The organism is Streptomyces sp. NPDC086835 (assembly GCF_044745705.1).
Lineage (GTDB): Bacteria > Actinomycetota > Actinomycetes > Streptomycetales > Streptomycetaceae > Streptomyces.
Genome location: NZ_JBIVAU010000006.1, coordinates 232,115 through 246,854 on the forward strand (window position 1 = coordinate 232,115; position 14,740 = coordinate 246,854).

Consider the following 14,740-nt stretch of genomic DNA (forward strand, 5'->3'; position numbering starts at 1 on the left):
ACAGCAATACTGTTGCACCGGTGTGGTTCAGCAGAAGGAGGCCTCATGGCGACCGGGACCGAGGAGCCGACGCTCACCGTCGACGAACTGGCCGCGCGCGCCGGGGTCACGGTGCGCACCATCCGCTTCTACAGCACGCGCGGCCTGCTGCCCCCGCCCGTGATCGGCCCCCGCCGGGTCGGGCACTACGGCACGGACCACCTGTCCCGGCTGGCCCTCATCGAGGAGTTGCAGCACCAGGGCATGACCCTCGCCGCGATCGAACGCTACCTGGAGCAGCTGCCGCCGGACCTGAGCGCGCAGGACCTGGCGATCCACCGTGCGCTGGTCGCCTCGTGGGCCCCGGAGTCGGCGGAGGAGGTCACCCGGGAGGAGCTGGAGCGCAGGGCGGGCAGGGCGCTGTCCGACCAGGACGTCGGCCGACTGGCCGCTATGGGTGTGCTGGACCGGTCCACGCCGGACACCTACCGCCTGGACGGCGGTCTGCTGCGGCTCGGCGTGGAGCTGCTCGACGTGCCGATCGCACACGAGACGATCCTCGCGTCGCGCACCGTGCTGCTGGAGCACGCACGGTCCGCCGCGCAGGACCTGAGCCGGCTGTTCCGTGACGAGGTCTGGGGCCCCTACCGCGAACGCGAGTCGGACCCGGACCATGTGGCGGCGATGAAGTCGCTGTCCGCCCATATGCAGCCGATGGTGATCCAGGCACTGGTGACGGCGTTCCAGCGTTCGCTGCGGGAGGAGCTGCGGGCAGCGTTCGACACGGAGGCGACGTAGACGGTTGCCCGGCCCGACGTAAACAAGTTGCCCGGGGCACGGTGGTGCAGGAGGCTTCCGGCCATGTCCGATCAAGGAACCAACACCGCTCACAGCGTGCACGCGCTGTTCTCCCACGGCCGGCTGACCGCGATCCCCCGCAAACCGGCCCGCCGCCGGCAGCTGCTCGAGCACCTCGCGGGGACCCTCTTCGAGGGGGACCGCGACTACACCGAACGCGAGGTCAACGACGCCCTGCGCACCGTGCACGACGACTGCGCGGCGCTGCGCCGCTATCTGGTCGTGGCAGGTCTGCTGACCCGCACGAAGGACGGCGGCAGCTACCGGCGGGGCCGGTGACTGCCGCCGCCGTTGTGGTCACGCGTCGGTGAAGACCTCGCCCCGCTCCGCCTTCTCGACCAGCAGCGCCGGCGGCTGGAACCGGTCGCCGTAGCGCTCGGCCAGCTCGCGGGCGCGGGCCACGAAGCCCGTCAGGCCGCCCTCGTAGCCGTTGATGTACTGCAGGGCGCCGCCCGTCCAGGCCGGGAAGCCGATGCCCATGATGGAGCCGATGTTGGCGTCGGCGACCGTGAGCAGGACGTTCTCCTCGAGGCAGCGGACCGTGTCCAGTGCCTCGGAGAAGAGCATCCGCTCCTTCATGTCGTCGAACGGGATGTCGGTGCCCGGCTTGGTGAAGTGTTCACGCAGCCCCGGCCAGAGACCGGCGCGCTTGCCGTCCTCGTCGTAGTCGTAGAAGCCCGCACCGCCGCTGCGGCCGGTGCGGCCGAACTCGTCGACCATCCGGTCGATCACGGTGTCCGACGGGTGGCCGGCCCAGGTGCCGCCCGCCTCCTCGACGGCGCGCTGCGTCTCGTTGCGGATCTTGCGCGGCAGGGTCAGGGTCAGCTCGTCCATCAGGGAGAGCACCTTCGCCGGGTAGCCGGCCTGCGCGGCCGCCTGCTCGACGGAGACGGGGTCGACGCCCTCGCCGACCATCGCCACGCCCTCGTTGATGAACTGGCCGATGACCCGGGAGGTGAAGAAGCCGCGGGAGTCGTTGACGACGATCGGCGTCTTGTTGATCTGCCGGACCAGGTCGAAGGCGCGGGCCAGCGCCTCGTCACCGGTGCGCTCGCCCTTGATGATCTCCACCAGCGGCATCTTGTCGACGGGCGAGAAGAAGTGCAGACCGATGAAGTCGTCGGGCCGCGAGACGCCTTCGGCGAGCACGGTGATCGGCAGGGTGGAGGTGTTGGAGCAGAGCAGGGGGTACCCCCGGACGGAGTTCGGGGGAGCGTCCGCGTCGACGACGTCCTGGATCTCCTGGAAGACCTTGTGCTTGAGCGCGGTGTCCTCGAAGACGGCCTCGATCACCGCGTCGCAGCCCGCGAGGTCCCCGGCGTCGGCGGTCGGGGTGATCCGGGCGAGCAGCGCGTCGGCCTTCTCCTGGGTGGTGCGGCCGCGCGACACGGCCTTGGCGCACAGCTTCTCCGAGTAGCCCTTGCCCTTGGCGGCGGCCTCGGCGCTGACGTCCTTGAGGACGACCTCCATGCCGGCCCGCGCGCAGGAGTACGCGATGCCGGCGCCCATCATGCCGGCGCCGAGGACGGCCACCTTGCGGACGGGCCGCGGCTCGATTCCCTTCGGCCTGCTGGCGCCGGAGTTGACGGCCTGCAGGTCGAAGAAGAAGGCCTGCATCATGTTCTTGGCGATCCGGCCGGTGACCAGCTCGGTGAAGTAGCGCGCCTCGATGACCTGCGCCGTCTCGAAGTCGACCTGCGAGCCCTCGACGGCGGCCGCGAGGATGTTGCGCGGCGCCGGGTAGGGGGCGCCCGCCGTCTGCTTCCGCAGGTTCGCGGGGAACGCGGGAAGGTTGGCGGCGAACTTCGGGTTGGACGGGGTTCCGCCGGGGATCTTGTAGCCCTTGACGTCCCAGGGCTGCTGCGAGGACGGGTTCGCGTCGATGAAGGCGCGGGCCTTGGCCAGCATCTCGTCCGGGGTGGCGGCCACTTCGTGGACCAGGCCGTTCTCCAGGGCGCGCTGCGGGCTGTACTGGGTGCCCTGGAGCAGCACCTTCAGCAGCGCGTCCGCGATGCCCATGAGCCGTACGGTGCGGGTGACGCCGCCGCCGGCCGGCAGCAGGCCGAGGGTGACCTCGGGCAGGCCGATCTTCGAGCCCGGCGCGTCGAGCGCGATGCGGTGGTGGCAGGCGAGGGCGATCTCGTAACCGCCGCCGAGCGCCGCGCCGTTGATGGCGGCGACGACGGGCTTGCCGATGGTCTCGATGCGGCGCAGGGCGCGCTTGATGCCCATGCCCGCCTCGAAGACGAACTGTGCGTCCTGTGGCCCGGCCTTGATCATCTCCTTGAGGTCGCCGCCCGCGAAGAAGGTCTTCTTCGCGGAGGTGAAGATGATGCCGCGGATGGACTCCTGCTCGGCCTCCACACGGTCGGCGATCGCGGCGATCGAGGCCTTGAAGGCCTGGTTCATGGTGTTGGCGGACTGGTTCGGGTCGTCGAGGACGAGCGTGACGATGCCGGTCTCGTCCTGTTCCCAGCGGATGGTGGTGGACTCGCTCATGGTCTGGCTGCTCCGTATGGCGGGTGAGGACGGGGGTCAGAGACGCTCGACGACGGTGGCGATGCCCATGCCGCCGCCCACGCAGAGGGTGGCGAGGCCGTACCGCTTGTCCTGGCGTTCCAGTTCGTCGATGAGGGTGCCGAGGATCATCGCCCCCGTCGCACCCAGCGGGTGGCCCATGGCGATGGCGCCGCCGTTGACGTTGACCTTGTCGAGCGAAAGGCCCATGTCCTGGGCGAAGCGCAGGACGACGCCGGCGAAGGCCTCGTTGATCTCGACGAGGTCGATGTCGTCGATGGTCAGCCCGGCCTTGGCGAGTGCCTTGCGGGTCGCGGGCGCCGGACCGGTGAGCATGATCGTCGGTTCGGAGCCGGAGACCGCGGCGGAGACGATCCGGGCGCGCGGGGTGAGCCCGTGGCGCTCGCCCACCTCCTTGCTGCCGATGGCGACGAGGGCGGCGCCGTCGACGATGCCGGACGAGTTCCCGGCGTGGTGGACGTGGTCGATCTTCTCGACCCAGTGGTACTTCTGCAGGGCGACGGCGTCGAAGCCGCCGATGTCCCCGATGCCCGCGAAGGACGGCTTGAGGGACGCGAGGGAGTCCGCGGTGGTGCCGGGGCGCATGTGCTCGTCGTGGTCGAGGACGACGAGGCCGTTGCGGTCGCGGACGGGGACCACCGAGCGGTCGAAGCGTCCGTCCTTCCACGCGGCGGCGGCCCGCTCCTGCGACATCGCCGCGTACTCGTCGACGTCGCGGCGAGACCAGCCGCCGAGGGTGGCGATCAGGTCCGCGCCGATGCCCTGCGGGACGAAGTTGGTCTCGAAGTTGGTCATCGGGTCGGCGAACCAGGCACCGCCGTCGGAGGCCATCGGCACGCGCGACATCGACTCGACACCGCCGGCGAGGACCAGGTCCTCCCAGCCGGAGCGGACCTTCATCGCGGCCATGTTGACGGCCTCGAGGCCCGAGGCACAGAAGCGGTTCTCCTGTACGCCGGCGACCGTGTCGGGGAGCCCTGCGGCGATGGCCGCGATCCGGGCGATGTCGGACCCCTGGTCGCCGACCGGTCCGACGACGCCGAGCACGATGTCGTCGACGGCGGCGGGGTCCAGGTCGGGGAACCGGGCCTGGATCTCGTGGATCAGTCCGACGACGAGATCGATCGGCTTGGTGCCGTGCAGGGCCCCGTTGGCCTTGCCGCGACCGCGCGGGGTGCGGATCGCGTCGTACACGTACGCTTCGGTGCTCACTGGTCAGCCTTTCAAGAGGGTTAGCCGAGCAGGGAACGACCGATGATCTCCTTCATGATCTCGGTCGTGCCGCCGTAGATGGTCTGGATGCGTCCGTCCGTGAATGCCCTGGCGACGCGGTACTCGTTCATGTAGCCGTACCCGCCGTGGAGCTGGAGGCAGCGGTCGGCGGCGCGCTTTTGGAGTTCGGTCGCCCACCACTTGGCCATCGAGGCGTGGACGGCGTCCAGCTCCCCGTTGGTGTGGTCGGTGATGCAGCGGTCGAGGAAGGCACGGGTGACCGCGCATTCCGTCGCCAGCTCCGCGATCTCGAAGCGGATGTGCTGGAGCTTGGCGAGCGGCCGGCCGAAGGCCTCGCGCTCCTTGACGTACTCGGTGGTGATCTCCAGCAGATGCTCGGCCGCGGCGATGCCGGCGACGGCGATCGCCATCCGCTCCTGCGCGAGGTTGGTCATCAGATGGATGAAGGCGCCGTTGAGCTCACCGAGCAGGTTCTCCTTGGGGACGCGGACGTCGTTGAAGAACAGTTCGGCGGTGTCCTGCGACTTCTGGCCGATCTTGTCGAGGTTGCGTCCGCGCTCGAATCCCTCCGCTCCCCGCTCGACGACCAGCAGCGACAGTCCGTGCGCGCCGCCCTCCGGGGTGGTCTTCGCGACGACGATCACCAGGTCGGCGAGGATGCCGTTGGAGATGAAGGTCTTGGAGCCGTTCAGCAGCCAGTGGTCGCCGCGGTCCTCGGCCGTGGTGCGGATGCCCTGGAGGTCGGAGCCCGCGCCCGGCTCGGTCATGGCGATCGCGGTGATGATCTCGCCGCTGCAGAAGCCCGGCAGCCAGCGCCGCTTCTGCTCGTCGGTGGCGAGGGAGGTGAGGTAGGGGCCGATGATGTCGTTGTGCAGGCCGATGGCCAGGCCGGGCGCGCCCGCGCGGGTGAACTCCTCGTGGAGCACCGCGGCGTACCGGAAGTCATCGTTGCCGCCGCCGCCGTACTCCTCGGGAACAGCGAGTCCCAGCAGCCCTTGGCGGCCCGCGGCCAGCCACGCGTCGCGGCTGACGATCCCGTCCTTCTCCCACTGCTCGTAGTGCGGCTGAACCTCCTTGGTGAGGAAGGTGCGCACGGACCGGCGGAACACCTCGTGCTCGGCGGTGAAGATCTGGCGCTTCAACGGTCCTCCTGGGGCCGGATCGCGGGCACGTCCCAGTCCCTGGCGACCTCCGCGGTGTCCGCGCCGGGCTGGGCGGGCCCCCGGCCCACGGACGTGGGGGTGGCGGAGAAGCGGGGCGCGGGGGCGGGCTGGGTGATGCCGCCGTGGTCGACGTACGTCCCACGGGCGGCGAGGTGCGGGTGGCCGGGGGCCTCGCGGAGCGAGAGCACGGGGGCGACGCAGGCGTCGGTGCCTTCGAACACGGCGGTCCACTCGGCGCGGGTGCGGGACCTGAACCGGTCGGCGACCGCCTGGCGCAGCTCGCCCCAGCGGTCGAAGTCCTTGCGGGCCGGGATGTCGTCCTTGATGCCGAGCAGTTCGACGAACTGGTCGTAGAACTGCTGCTCCAGCGCGCCGACCGCCATGTACTGACCGTCGGCGGTCTCGTAGGTGCCGTAGAAGGGGCAGCCACCGTCGAGGAGGTTCGCGCCGCGCCGGTCCTGCCAGCCGCCGGCGGCCATCATCCCGTGGATCATCGTGGCGAGGTGCGTGGCGCCGTCGACGATGGCCGCGTCGACGACCTGTCCGCTGCCGCCCTCGGCGCGGGCGTGCTGGAGGGCCGCGAGCACGCCGATGACCAGGTAGAGGGCCCCGCCGGCGTAGTCGCCGACGAGGTTGGCGGGGACGGTGGGCGGCTCGCCGGAACTGCCGATCATGGAGAGAGTGCCGGTCAGGGCGATGTAGTCGATGTCGTGGCCGGCACGCTGGGCGAGCGGGCCCTGCTGGCCCCAGCCGGTCATCCGCCCGTAGACCAGGCGTGGGTTGCGGGCGAGACACTCGTCGGGGCCGACGCCGAGGCGCTCGGCGACGCCGGGCCGGAACCCCTCGATGAGGACGTCGGCGCGCTCGACGAGATCGAGGACCCGGGCCGGGCCGTCGGCCGACTTGAGGTCGATGAGCACGGAGCGCTTGTTGCGGTTGGTGAGGTCGTACGCCGGGTCGATGGCCAGCCCGGCACCGCCGGGGCGGTCGACGCGCACGACATCGGCCCCTAGGTCGCCGAGCAGCATCGCGGCGAACGGGCCGGGCCCGATGCCGGCCAGCTCCACCACTCGTACCCCGGCCAGCGGGCCGTTCCCTGACGCTGTCATCCAGCCCCCAGCTATGTGACACAACTGATGTAACACCAGTGATGGTAAGAACGCGTTCCAGTTATGACAAGGGTTTGGGCCGAGCAAGCGCTTAGACGACTCGAACCCGCTGGATCACCGGTGGATCACCAAAGGAAACCGGATCTTCTGCGCGGCCGCTCCGCGCGCTAGCCTCAGCCACCGACAACGGCGTGGGGCAGGGTCTGCCGCCCTGATCCGCCGGGACAGCCTGACGGCGGAGGAGCCAGTGAACAGCCAGAACGTGACGGACCGCGCACAGCGCCCGTACGACATCGTGCTCTTCGGGGCCACCGGATTCACCGGGCGCCTGACCGCCGAGTATCTCGCGCGGCACGCGCCCGAGGGCTGCCGCTGGGCCGTCGCGGGACGCAGTCGCGACAAGCTCGAGCACCTGAGGGAGCAACTGGCCGTCATCGACCCGGCGTGCGCCGCCCTGGCGCTGATCGAGGCCGACACCGCCGACGCCGCGTCGATACGGGAGCTCGCCGGCTCCGCCAGGGTCGTCGCCACGACGGTCGGACCGTACGTCTGGTACGGCGAAGGCCTGGTCGCAGCATGCGCCGACGCCGGGACGGACTACGTCGACCTCACCGGGGAGCCCGAGTTCGTCGACCTGATGTACGTGCGGCACGACGCGCGGGCCCGCGAGACCGGCGCACGCCTCATCCACGCGTGCGGCTTCGACTCGGTCCCGCACGACCTCGGCGTGTTCTTCACCGTGCGGCAGCTCCCTGAAGGGGTGCCGCTCACCATCGACGGCTTCGTCCGCTCCAACGCGATGTTCTCCGGCGGCACGCTGGCCTCCGCGCTCACCGCGATGGGCCGCGGCCGCGAAACGCTGCGCGCCGCACGCGAACGCCGGCTCCACGAACCGCGGTTGGTCGGACGCCGGGCGCAGGCCCCCCTCGGCGGGCCGCGCTTCAGCCGGGAGACCGGGGCGTGGGCCCTGCCCCTGCCGACGATCGACCCGCAGGTCGTGGTCCGTTCGGCGCGCGCGCTGGAACGCTACGGCCCCGACTTCCGCTACCGCCACTACGCGGCGGTCAAGACCCTGCCGATGGCACTCGGCGGCCCTGCGGCCGTCGGAGCGGGCTTCGCCCTCGCGCAGATCCCGGCCGCCCGGCGATGGCTGACGGGCCGTTATGCCCCGGGCGACGGCCCCAGCGCCAAGCGCCGCGCGGAGAGCTGGTTCTCGGTCCGCTTCGTCGGCGAGGGCGGCGGGCGCCAGGTCTTCACCGAGGTGAAGGGCGGCGACCCGGGTTACGACGAGACGGCGAAGATCCTTGCGGAATCGGCGATGTGCCTTGCCGGCGACACGCTGCCGAGGACTTCCGGGCAGGTGACGCCGGCGGTGGCGATGGGCGACGCGCTGCTGACACGGCTTCAGCGGGCGGGCATCCACTTCCGGGTGGCACACACCCGGTAGCCGACGCTGCCGCAGCCCCGTGTCCGCCTTCGGGTACTCGGCGTCGGTCGACGGCGGCAAGGCCGCCTGACCAAGGGTGAGGCCCGTCACCTCCGTGACGGGGCCTCACCCGACGCGGATGCCGCAGCCGTCACACTCCTGTCGCCTCCGAAAGCGCCCTCCGGCACAGGGCGTCCGCGCGCCGCGTCGTCTCCGGGACCCGGAACTCAGGTGCCAGCCGCAGCGTGTGGGAACACGCCGCGCCGAGCGTCACCCGGTGACCCGCGGAGACGAAGACCGGCTTCACGCCCCGCTGGGTGCGCAGCGCCCTGCCGACCTCCTCGCCGTCGTCGGCGAGAAGGGGCGCGAAGTCGCCTCTTTCGTCCCCGAGTTCGCCGTAGGTGAAGACGAACGGGTTCTTCGCGACGCCGATCGAGGGCAGCCCGGTCAGCACCCCGAGGTGGCTCGCCAGCCCGAACCGCCGGGGGTGCGCGCGGCCGTAGCCGTCGCAGACGACCAGGCCGGGCCCGGCCGTGAGCGACTCGAGCGCGGCCAGCACGGTCGGGATCTCGCGGAAGGCGAGCAGCCCGGGCACGTAGGGGAAGGTGATCCGGCCGATCGCCGTGGCCTCCTCCACCACGGTCAGCGTCGCCGCGTCCAGCACGACCGCCGCCGCGGCGACGACATCGCGTTCGTCGTCGTACGCCACGTCGACGCCGGTCACCAGCCCGGTGCCGACCGGTGGGCCCGGCTCGTCCAGGACGACGCGGGTGCGCAGTTCGTCCTGGACGGCCAGGGCCTCTTCTTCGTTCACGGGCCAGCCGGAGGGCGCTTCGACGATCTTCATGGTGCCGCCCACTTTATGGCCTGCCCCGAAGCGACCCCCGCCCGGTGACACGGGCCCGGTAGCCTCGCGGTCATGTTTGTGATGGAACTGACCTACACCGCGCCGGTCGAGCGCGTCGAACCGCTGATGGAAGCCCATGTGGCATGGCTGGACGGCCTGTACGAGGAGGGCGTCTTCATCGCGTCGGGCAGGAAGAAGCCGCGCGACGGCGGGATCATCCTCGCGGTCGGGGACGACCGCGCCGGTATCGAGAAGATCGCGGCGACCGACCCCTTCGTCGTCGGCGCTGTGTGCACCTACCGGATCACCGAGTTCATCGCGACCAAGACGGCGCCCGAGCTGGCCCCCTACCGCCGGCAGCCGACAACCTGACGGCCCGACCGTCCCCGCCTCAGAACTCCAGACGCGCGACCCGGCCCTTCTCCCCCGAGGCCCAGCAGCCGAAGTCGGGGGTGCAGTCGACGGTGTCGAACGAGCCGGTGTCGACCGTGCGCCAGGTCCGGCCGCCGTCCGTCGTCAGGTCCGTGCCGGTGGGTCCGACGGCGAGGGCGGCGGACCTGCTGTGCGGGAGCCAGGTCACACCGGAGCGGTACGCGGGCGGCGGGGTCTGCGCCCGCCGCCAGCTGCCGCCGCCGTCGCCCGTGACGGCCGCGGCCCGGGGCGATGCCTGGTCGGCTCGGTAGTCGCCGCCGACCGCGAGGCCGTGCTTCCGGTCGCGGAACGCGAGCGCGAAGACGCCGCGCGCCGGGTCCCCGGCCGGGATCGTCGACTCCGCGACGGTCCAGTTCAGCCCGCGGTCGGCCGAGTGCAGCACGCGCGCCGTGGCGCCACCTCCGGTGGCCAGCCAGACGTCTTTAGGACCGGAGCTGACGAGGCACTGGCCGCTCGCGGCGAAGCCCGCTTCGCCCGGCAGGGCGGGCGGCATGCCGGCGTCGGGGAGGACCTTCCAGGACCGCCCGCCGTCGCCGGTGGACAAGATGCGGTACTTCCCGTCCACGGGATCGCTCATGGCCAGGCCGTGCCGGCTGTCGAAGAACGTGATGCAGTCGTAGAACGCCTTGGCGTCGGTGTTGCGGAACGACTCGGTCCAGCTCGCCCCGCCGTCCTCGGTCCGCAGCACCCGGGACGCCTCTCCCTCGCCGATGGCGAGGACCACCGCCCGCCGGCCGTCGAACGCCTCGACGTCACGGAACTCGAGCGCGCCGGCCCCGGTCGGTGAGACGTCCAGCCAGCTGCGGCCGCCGTCGGTGGTGCGCAGCACGGTGCCCTTGGAGCCGGCCACCCATGCGGTCTTCCGGCTGACGGGTGCCAGCCCTCGCAGCCGCACATCGGTCCCGGTGTCCTTCAGGCTCCAGCCGGGGGTACCGGCCGCCGCGGGCCGGTCCGCCACCGTTGCCGCCTGTTCCGCGTGCGCCGGTGCGGCCGTCGCGGCCGCGACCGCGATGGCGCACAGCCCCACGGACAGCGTTCGTCTCGTCTTCCCCAAGGACCTCATGGCGCTGGAAGCTAGCCCACGCGCCGGGACCCGTCCAGGGTGCGTGACGCCGACTCCCGCGGGTGGTGATCCGCGTGTGCGGCGGACGGCGGGCGGTGACACATGTCACTCTCTTCCCCGGTGCACGGAATCGGTCCTTCCGACGTCTTCTGAGATATCAGGGAGACCTGCGCCATCAGGACCCAGCGAGCCGCACACGAAGGAGCGGGGCTTGTCCACCGTCATCGAGCAGACCGTCCAGGCCCGACTCGTCGCGTCCGCACCCCAGATGGAGTCCGTTCCCGCGACGCTGCACTACGACCGCCGTGACCCTTTCGCCGTCCGTATCGACTTCCCCGGACCGGCCACCCTGGAGGGCACCGATGTGTCCTGGGCGTTCTCGCGGGAGTTGCTGGCCGAGGGGGTCCATGAACCGGCCGGCCTCGGTGATGTGCGGTTGCGGCCGTACGGCTACGACCGGACGGTGCTGGAGTTCCACGCCCCGGAGGGCATGGCCATGGTGCACATCCGCACCGGGGATCTGCGGCGCTTCCTCGAGCGCGTGCAGGAGGCGGTCCCGGCCGGGCTCGAGCACCTGTACCTGGGGCTCGACCAGGATCTGACGGAGCTGTTGCGCGACGCCGCCTGACACCCTCCGCCGCTGCTCGCCCCCGCCGCGACCCGGTGCCGCCGGCCGCGCCCGACGGCACCGCTCCCCCGGGCCGCACGTATGCCGTTGACACGACCCCAGGGGCCCTATACAGTGTATGACGGTTCTGTCGTCGTCGATCGGAGTAGGACGTTGCTCGTCTGAGGTCTTGAGACACCGTGCAGCACGGCTCACGCCTGTGCGCTTCGCGTGCGACCTCGACGACTCATGCCGTCCGCTCCCCCGACCGGGACCTTTCTTCCCGGCGTCTTTGGGATCTCCCCGGCCCATTCCGGCATCCGTCACGTCGCACAGGTGTCTCCACCGTTGCTCCCAGCCCGTACCCAGCAACCGGAGGCCACGTGTCTACTTCCCCCACCTATCTCACCTGCTCCGCGCTCGGCTTCGCATGGCCGGACGGCAGCGTCGTCTTCGAGGACTTCCACCTCGCGATCGGCCCGGGCCGCACCGGCCTGATCGGCCTCAACGGCTCAGGCAAATCAACCTTGTTGAGGCTGCTCGCCGGCGAACTCGTACCGTCCGCCGGGTCGGTCCGCGCCATGGGTGAGATCGGCTACCTGCCGCAGAACGTGGTGCTCGACACCGGCATGCGGGTGGACGAGGTCCTCGGCATCGCAGGGACCCGCGCCGCGCTGCACGCCATCGAGGCGGGTGATCCGAGCGAGGAGAACTTCACCGCGGTCGGCGACGACTGGGACGTCGAGGAGCGCGCGCACGCCACCCTGGACCAGCTGGGTCTCGGGCACATCGGTCTCGACCGCACCATCGGCGAGGTCTCCGGCGGCGAGGCGGTCCTGCTGCGGCTGGCGGCGCTGCTGCTGGCCCGTCCCGACGTGCTGCTGCTCGACGAACCCACCAACAACCTCGACCTGTTCGCCCGCCGGCGCCTGTACGACGCGGTGACGCGGTGGTCCGGTGTGCTGGTGGTCGTCAGCCACGACCGTCAACTGCTGGAACTGGTCGACCAGATCGCCGATCTGCGCGACGGCGAGGTCGCCTGGTACGGCGGCAACTTCTCCGCGTACGAGGAGGCGCTCGCCGTGGAACAGGAGGCGGCGGAAAGGATGGTGCGTGTCGCGGAGGCCGACGTACAGCGCCAGAAGCGCGAACTGGCGGACGCCCACATCAAGCTGGCCCGTCGTAAGCGGTACGGCCAGAAGATGTACGACACCAAGCGGGAGCCGAGGATCGTGATGCGCTCCCGCAAGCGCACGGCCCAGGAGTCCGCCGGGAAGCACCGCATCATGCACACCGAGAAACTCGCGGAGGCGAAGGAGCGCCTCGACGAGGCCGTGGAGGCGGTGCGCGACGACGACGAGATCCGTATCGAGCTGCCCAGCACCCAGGTCCACCCCGGCCGCGGGGTGCTGCGGCTCCGTGACCTGCGGCTGCAGTACGGGGCAGAGGTGAAGGGAGAGTTCGAGGTACGCGGACCCGAACGGATCGCGCTCGTGGGACGCAACGGCGCGGGCAAGACGACCCTGCTGCGCACGATCGCCGGCGAGCTGGAGCCGGTGGCGGGCGAGGCGGTGCCCGATGTCCCGCTCCGCTTCCTGCCACAGCGCCTCGACCTCCTCGACGACGGGCTGAGCGTCGTCGAGAACGTGGCCCGGTTCGCACCCGGCGCCACGAACAACCAGATCAGGGCGCGGCTGGCGCGCTTCCTCTTCCGGGGCGCCCTGGCCGACCAGCCGGCCGGGACGCTGTCGGGCGGCGAGCGGTTCCGTGCGGCACTGGCGGCGCTGCTGCTCGCCGAGCCCGCGCCGCAGCTGCTCATGCTGGACGAGCCGACGAACAACCTCGACATGTCGAGCGTGCGCAGCCTGACGGCGGCGCTGGAGTCCTACCAGGGGGCCCTGATCGTGGCCAGTCACGACGCGTCGTTCCTCGATTCGATCGGCGTCACGCGGCGCCTGCTGCTCGACGGCGAACTGCGGGACGTCTCGGCGGAGGAACTGCGGGACGGGGCGTTCCCGATGGGATGAGCGTGCGGCCCCGTCGGGGTGGACATCCGACGCGTCGGGCGGGTGTGGGCCCCATCGGGGTGAACGTCCGGCGCGGCCGGCGGCGAGGCACCGGGAGACCGGTCCGACGCGCCCGGCCGCGCCGCGCCGCACGGCGGGCAACGGCGGGACGCTCCGGGGACGGGTCGACCCGCCGTGCACCTGCCCCGACCCGGCGGGCGGACAGAAAAATATCCGGCCGCTCAGGCAGCTGCGGGAGACCGTGACACAGCTCTCCGTACACCGCTGGAGCTGCACTTATAACGGTACGTAATCGGGCATCGCGGATCCGGGCTTGGACTGGGGCTTATGACGTGCTTAACCTACGGTTTCGTAACCTACGAGTACGTAGGTAACTCTCCCGTCCCCCAGGAGCCCCCGTGACGATCACCTCTCCCCACCTCGGCAGTTCGGAAGCGTGGACCGACGCGCGACTTCTGTACGCGCTGGAAGAGGTCGTGGAGAAGGAGCTCAACCGCCATCTGAAGGTCGCCAAGGACTGGATGCCGCACGAGTACGTCCCCTTCTCCGACGGCCGCAACTTCCCGGGCTTCTTCGAGGACGGAGAGGCCTGGGACCCCGCCCAGTCCAAGGTCACGGACATCGGCAAGATCGCCCTGGTGGTGAACCTGCTCACCGAGGACAACCTCCCCAGCTACCACCACGAGATCGCGACGCTCTTCGGCCGCGACGGCGCCTGGGGCACATGGGTGCACCGCTGGACCGCGGAGGAGGGCCGGCACGGGATCGTGATGCGGGACTACCTGCTCACCTCGCGCGCCGTGGACCCGGACAAGCTCGAGCAGTTCCGGATGGCCCACATGGCGGAGGGCTTCGAGTCCGACAACCGCCACTCGATGCTGCACTCCGTGGCGTACGTCGCCTTCCAGGAGCTCGCGACGCGCGTGTCGCACCGCAACACCGGCCACCAGTCGGGCGACCCCGTCTGCGACCGGATGCTGGCGCGTATCGCCACCGACGAGAACCTCCACATGGTCTTCTACCGCAACCTGCTGGGCGCGGCCTTCGAGATCGCCCCCGACCTGACCATGCAGGCCGTGCGGGACGTGGTCGTGAACTTCCGGATGCCGGGGCACGGCATGCCCGGTTTCGAGCGGGCCGCCGCGCAGATGGCCATCGGCGAGATCTACAACATGCGCATCCACCACGACGACGTGCTCCAGCCGGTGCTGCGCTTCCTCAAGGTCCTGGAGATCGACGGCCTGGGCCCCGAGGGCCTCAAGGCGCAGGAGGAGCTCGGCCTGTACATGAACGGGCTGGACGCGGAGGCGCTCAAGTTCGACGAGAAGCTCGCCGCCCGCAAGGCCCGGATGGCGGCGCGCGCCGCCGGATAGGGCGTCCCCTCGGCACCGCCGGCGCCGGTGGCCGTCGCCCGGGGCGACGGCCCGCGCCGACGGTGGGCAGGGCCCGGCCGCGACC

13 protein-coding genes are annotated in these 14,740 nt (G+C 71.0%); 7 read left to right on the top strand and 6 right to left on the bottom strand.

Going from position 1 to position 14,740, the window contains the following annotated elements; translation table 11 throughout:
• Window positions 1–45 precede the first annotated feature (45 nt).
• Window positions 46–777 (top strand): MerR family transcriptional regulator, encoded by a 732-nt coding sequence (locus tag ACIPJI_RS21115; protein ID WP_307709563.1) that lies wholly within the window; start codon window positions 46–48, stop codon window positions 775–777.
• 63 nt (window positions 778–840) lie between these two features.
• Complete coding sequence (locus ACIPJI_RS21120; RefSeq protein WP_307709562.1) at window positions 841–1,116, top strand: DUF2087 domain-containing protein; 276 nt, start codon at window positions 841–843, stop codon at window positions 1,114–1,116.
• A gap of 18 nt (window positions 1,117–1,134) precedes the next feature.
• Here the strand turns inward: ACIPJI_RS21120 and ACIPJI_RS21125 are convergent, their stop codons facing one another.
• Genes ACIPJI_RS21125 through ACIPJI_RS21140 form a run of 4 tightly spaced genes read right to left on the bottom strand, consistent with a single transcriptional unit; the run spans window position 1,135 to window position 6,880 of the window.
• Window positions 1,135–3,336 carry a 3-hydroxyacyl-CoA dehydrogenase NAD-binding domain-containing protein gene (locus ACIPJI_RS21125; protein ID WP_402247963.1) on the bottom strand — a complete coding sequence of 734 codons (2,202 nt, stop codon included), beginning with the start codon at window positions 3,334–3,336 and terminating at the stop codon, window positions 1,135–1,137.
• Window positions 3,337–3,372: 36 nt separating this feature from the next.
• Window positions 3,373–4,587 carry an acetyl-CoA C-acetyltransferase gene (locus tag ACIPJI_RS21130; protein ID WP_307709560.1) on the bottom strand — a complete coding sequence of 405 codons (1,215 nt, stop codon included), beginning with the start codon at window positions 4,585–4,587 and terminating at the stop codon, window positions 3,373–3,375.
• Between the two features lie 20 nt (window positions 4,588–4,607).
• Window positions 4,608–5,750, bottom strand: coding sequence for an acyl-CoA dehydrogenase family protein (locus tag ACIPJI_RS21135; RefSeq protein ID WP_402247965.1), 1,143 nt, complete (start codon window positions 5,748–5,750; stop codon window positions 4,608–4,610).
• Window positions 5,747–6,880: a CaiB/BaiF CoA transferase family protein gene (locus tag ACIPJI_RS21140; protein ID WP_402247967.1), complete on the bottom strand. Its 1,134-nt coding sequence runs from the start codon at window positions 6,878–6,880 to the stop codon at window positions 5,747–5,749. The genes ACIPJI_RS21135 and ACIPJI_RS21140 overlap by 4 nt, the downstream gene beginning before the upstream one ends.
• Window positions 6,881–7,127: 247 nt before the next feature.
• Between ACIPJI_RS21140 and ACIPJI_RS21145 the strand changes: the two genes are divergently transcribed.
• Window positions 7,128–8,327 carry a saccharopine dehydrogenase family protein gene (locus ACIPJI_RS21145; protein WP_402247969.1) on the top strand — a complete coding sequence of 400 codons (1,200 nt, stop codon included), beginning with the start codon at window positions 7,128–7,130 and terminating at the stop codon, window positions 8,325–8,327.
• 130 nt (window positions 8,328–8,457) lie between these two features.
• On the opposite strand, the gene ACIPJI_RS21150 is transcribed toward ACIPJI_RS21145, so the two are convergent.
• Entirely contained in the window at window positions 8,458–9,153 is a 696-nt protein-coding gene (locus ACIPJI_RS21150) for an endonuclease V (protein ID WP_402247970.1), read from the bottom strand.
• Between the two features lie 72 nt (window positions 9,154–9,225).
• Here ACIPJI_RS21150 and ACIPJI_RS21155 point away from each other — a divergent pair, with 72 nt between their 5' ends.
• Window positions 9,226–9,525 carry a YciI family protein gene (locus tag ACIPJI_RS21155; protein WP_356623598.1) on the top strand — a complete coding sequence of 100 codons (300 nt, stop codon included), beginning with the start codon at window positions 9,226–9,228 and terminating at the stop codon, window positions 9,523–9,525.
• Between the two features lie 19 nt (window positions 9,526–9,544).
• Here the strand turns inward: ACIPJI_RS21155 and ACIPJI_RS21160 are convergent, their stop codons facing one another.
• Window positions 9,545–10,648, bottom strand: a complete 1,104-nt coding sequence (locus tag ACIPJI_RS21160; protein ID WP_402247972.1) for a WD40/YVTN/BNR-like repeat-containing protein — start codon at window positions 10,646–10,648, stop codon at window positions 9,545–9,547.
• Window positions 10,649–10,859: 211 nt separating this feature from the next.
• Here ACIPJI_RS21160 and ACIPJI_RS21165 point away from each other — a divergent pair, with 211 nt between their 5' ends.
• The 3 genes from ACIPJI_RS21165 to ACIPJI_RS21175 all read left to right on the top strand — a co-directional run bounded on the left by ACIPJI_RS21165 (window position 10,860) and on the right by ACIPJI_RS21175 (window position 14,655).
• Window positions 10,860–11,276 (top strand): SsgA family sporulation/cell division regulator, encoded by a 417-nt coding sequence (locus ACIPJI_RS21165; protein ID WP_356623596.1) that lies wholly within the window; start codon window positions 10,860–10,862, stop codon window positions 11,274–11,276.
• A 362-nt stretch (window positions 11,277–11,638) separates the two neighbouring features.
• A complete protein-coding gene (locus tag ACIPJI_RS21170; RefSeq protein WP_402247974.1) occupies window positions 11,639–13,282 on the top strand; it encodes an ABC-F family ATP-binding cassette domain-containing protein in 1,644 nt (547 codons plus the stop codon).
• Between the two features lie 398 nt (window positions 13,283–13,680).
• Window positions 13,681–14,655 (top strand): acyl-ACP desaturase, encoded by a 975-nt coding sequence (locus tag ACIPJI_RS21175; RefSeq protein WP_189464809.1) that lies wholly within the window; start codon window positions 13,681–13,683, stop codon window positions 14,653–14,655.
• The last annotated feature ends 85 nt before the right edge of the window (window positions 14,656–14,740 follow it).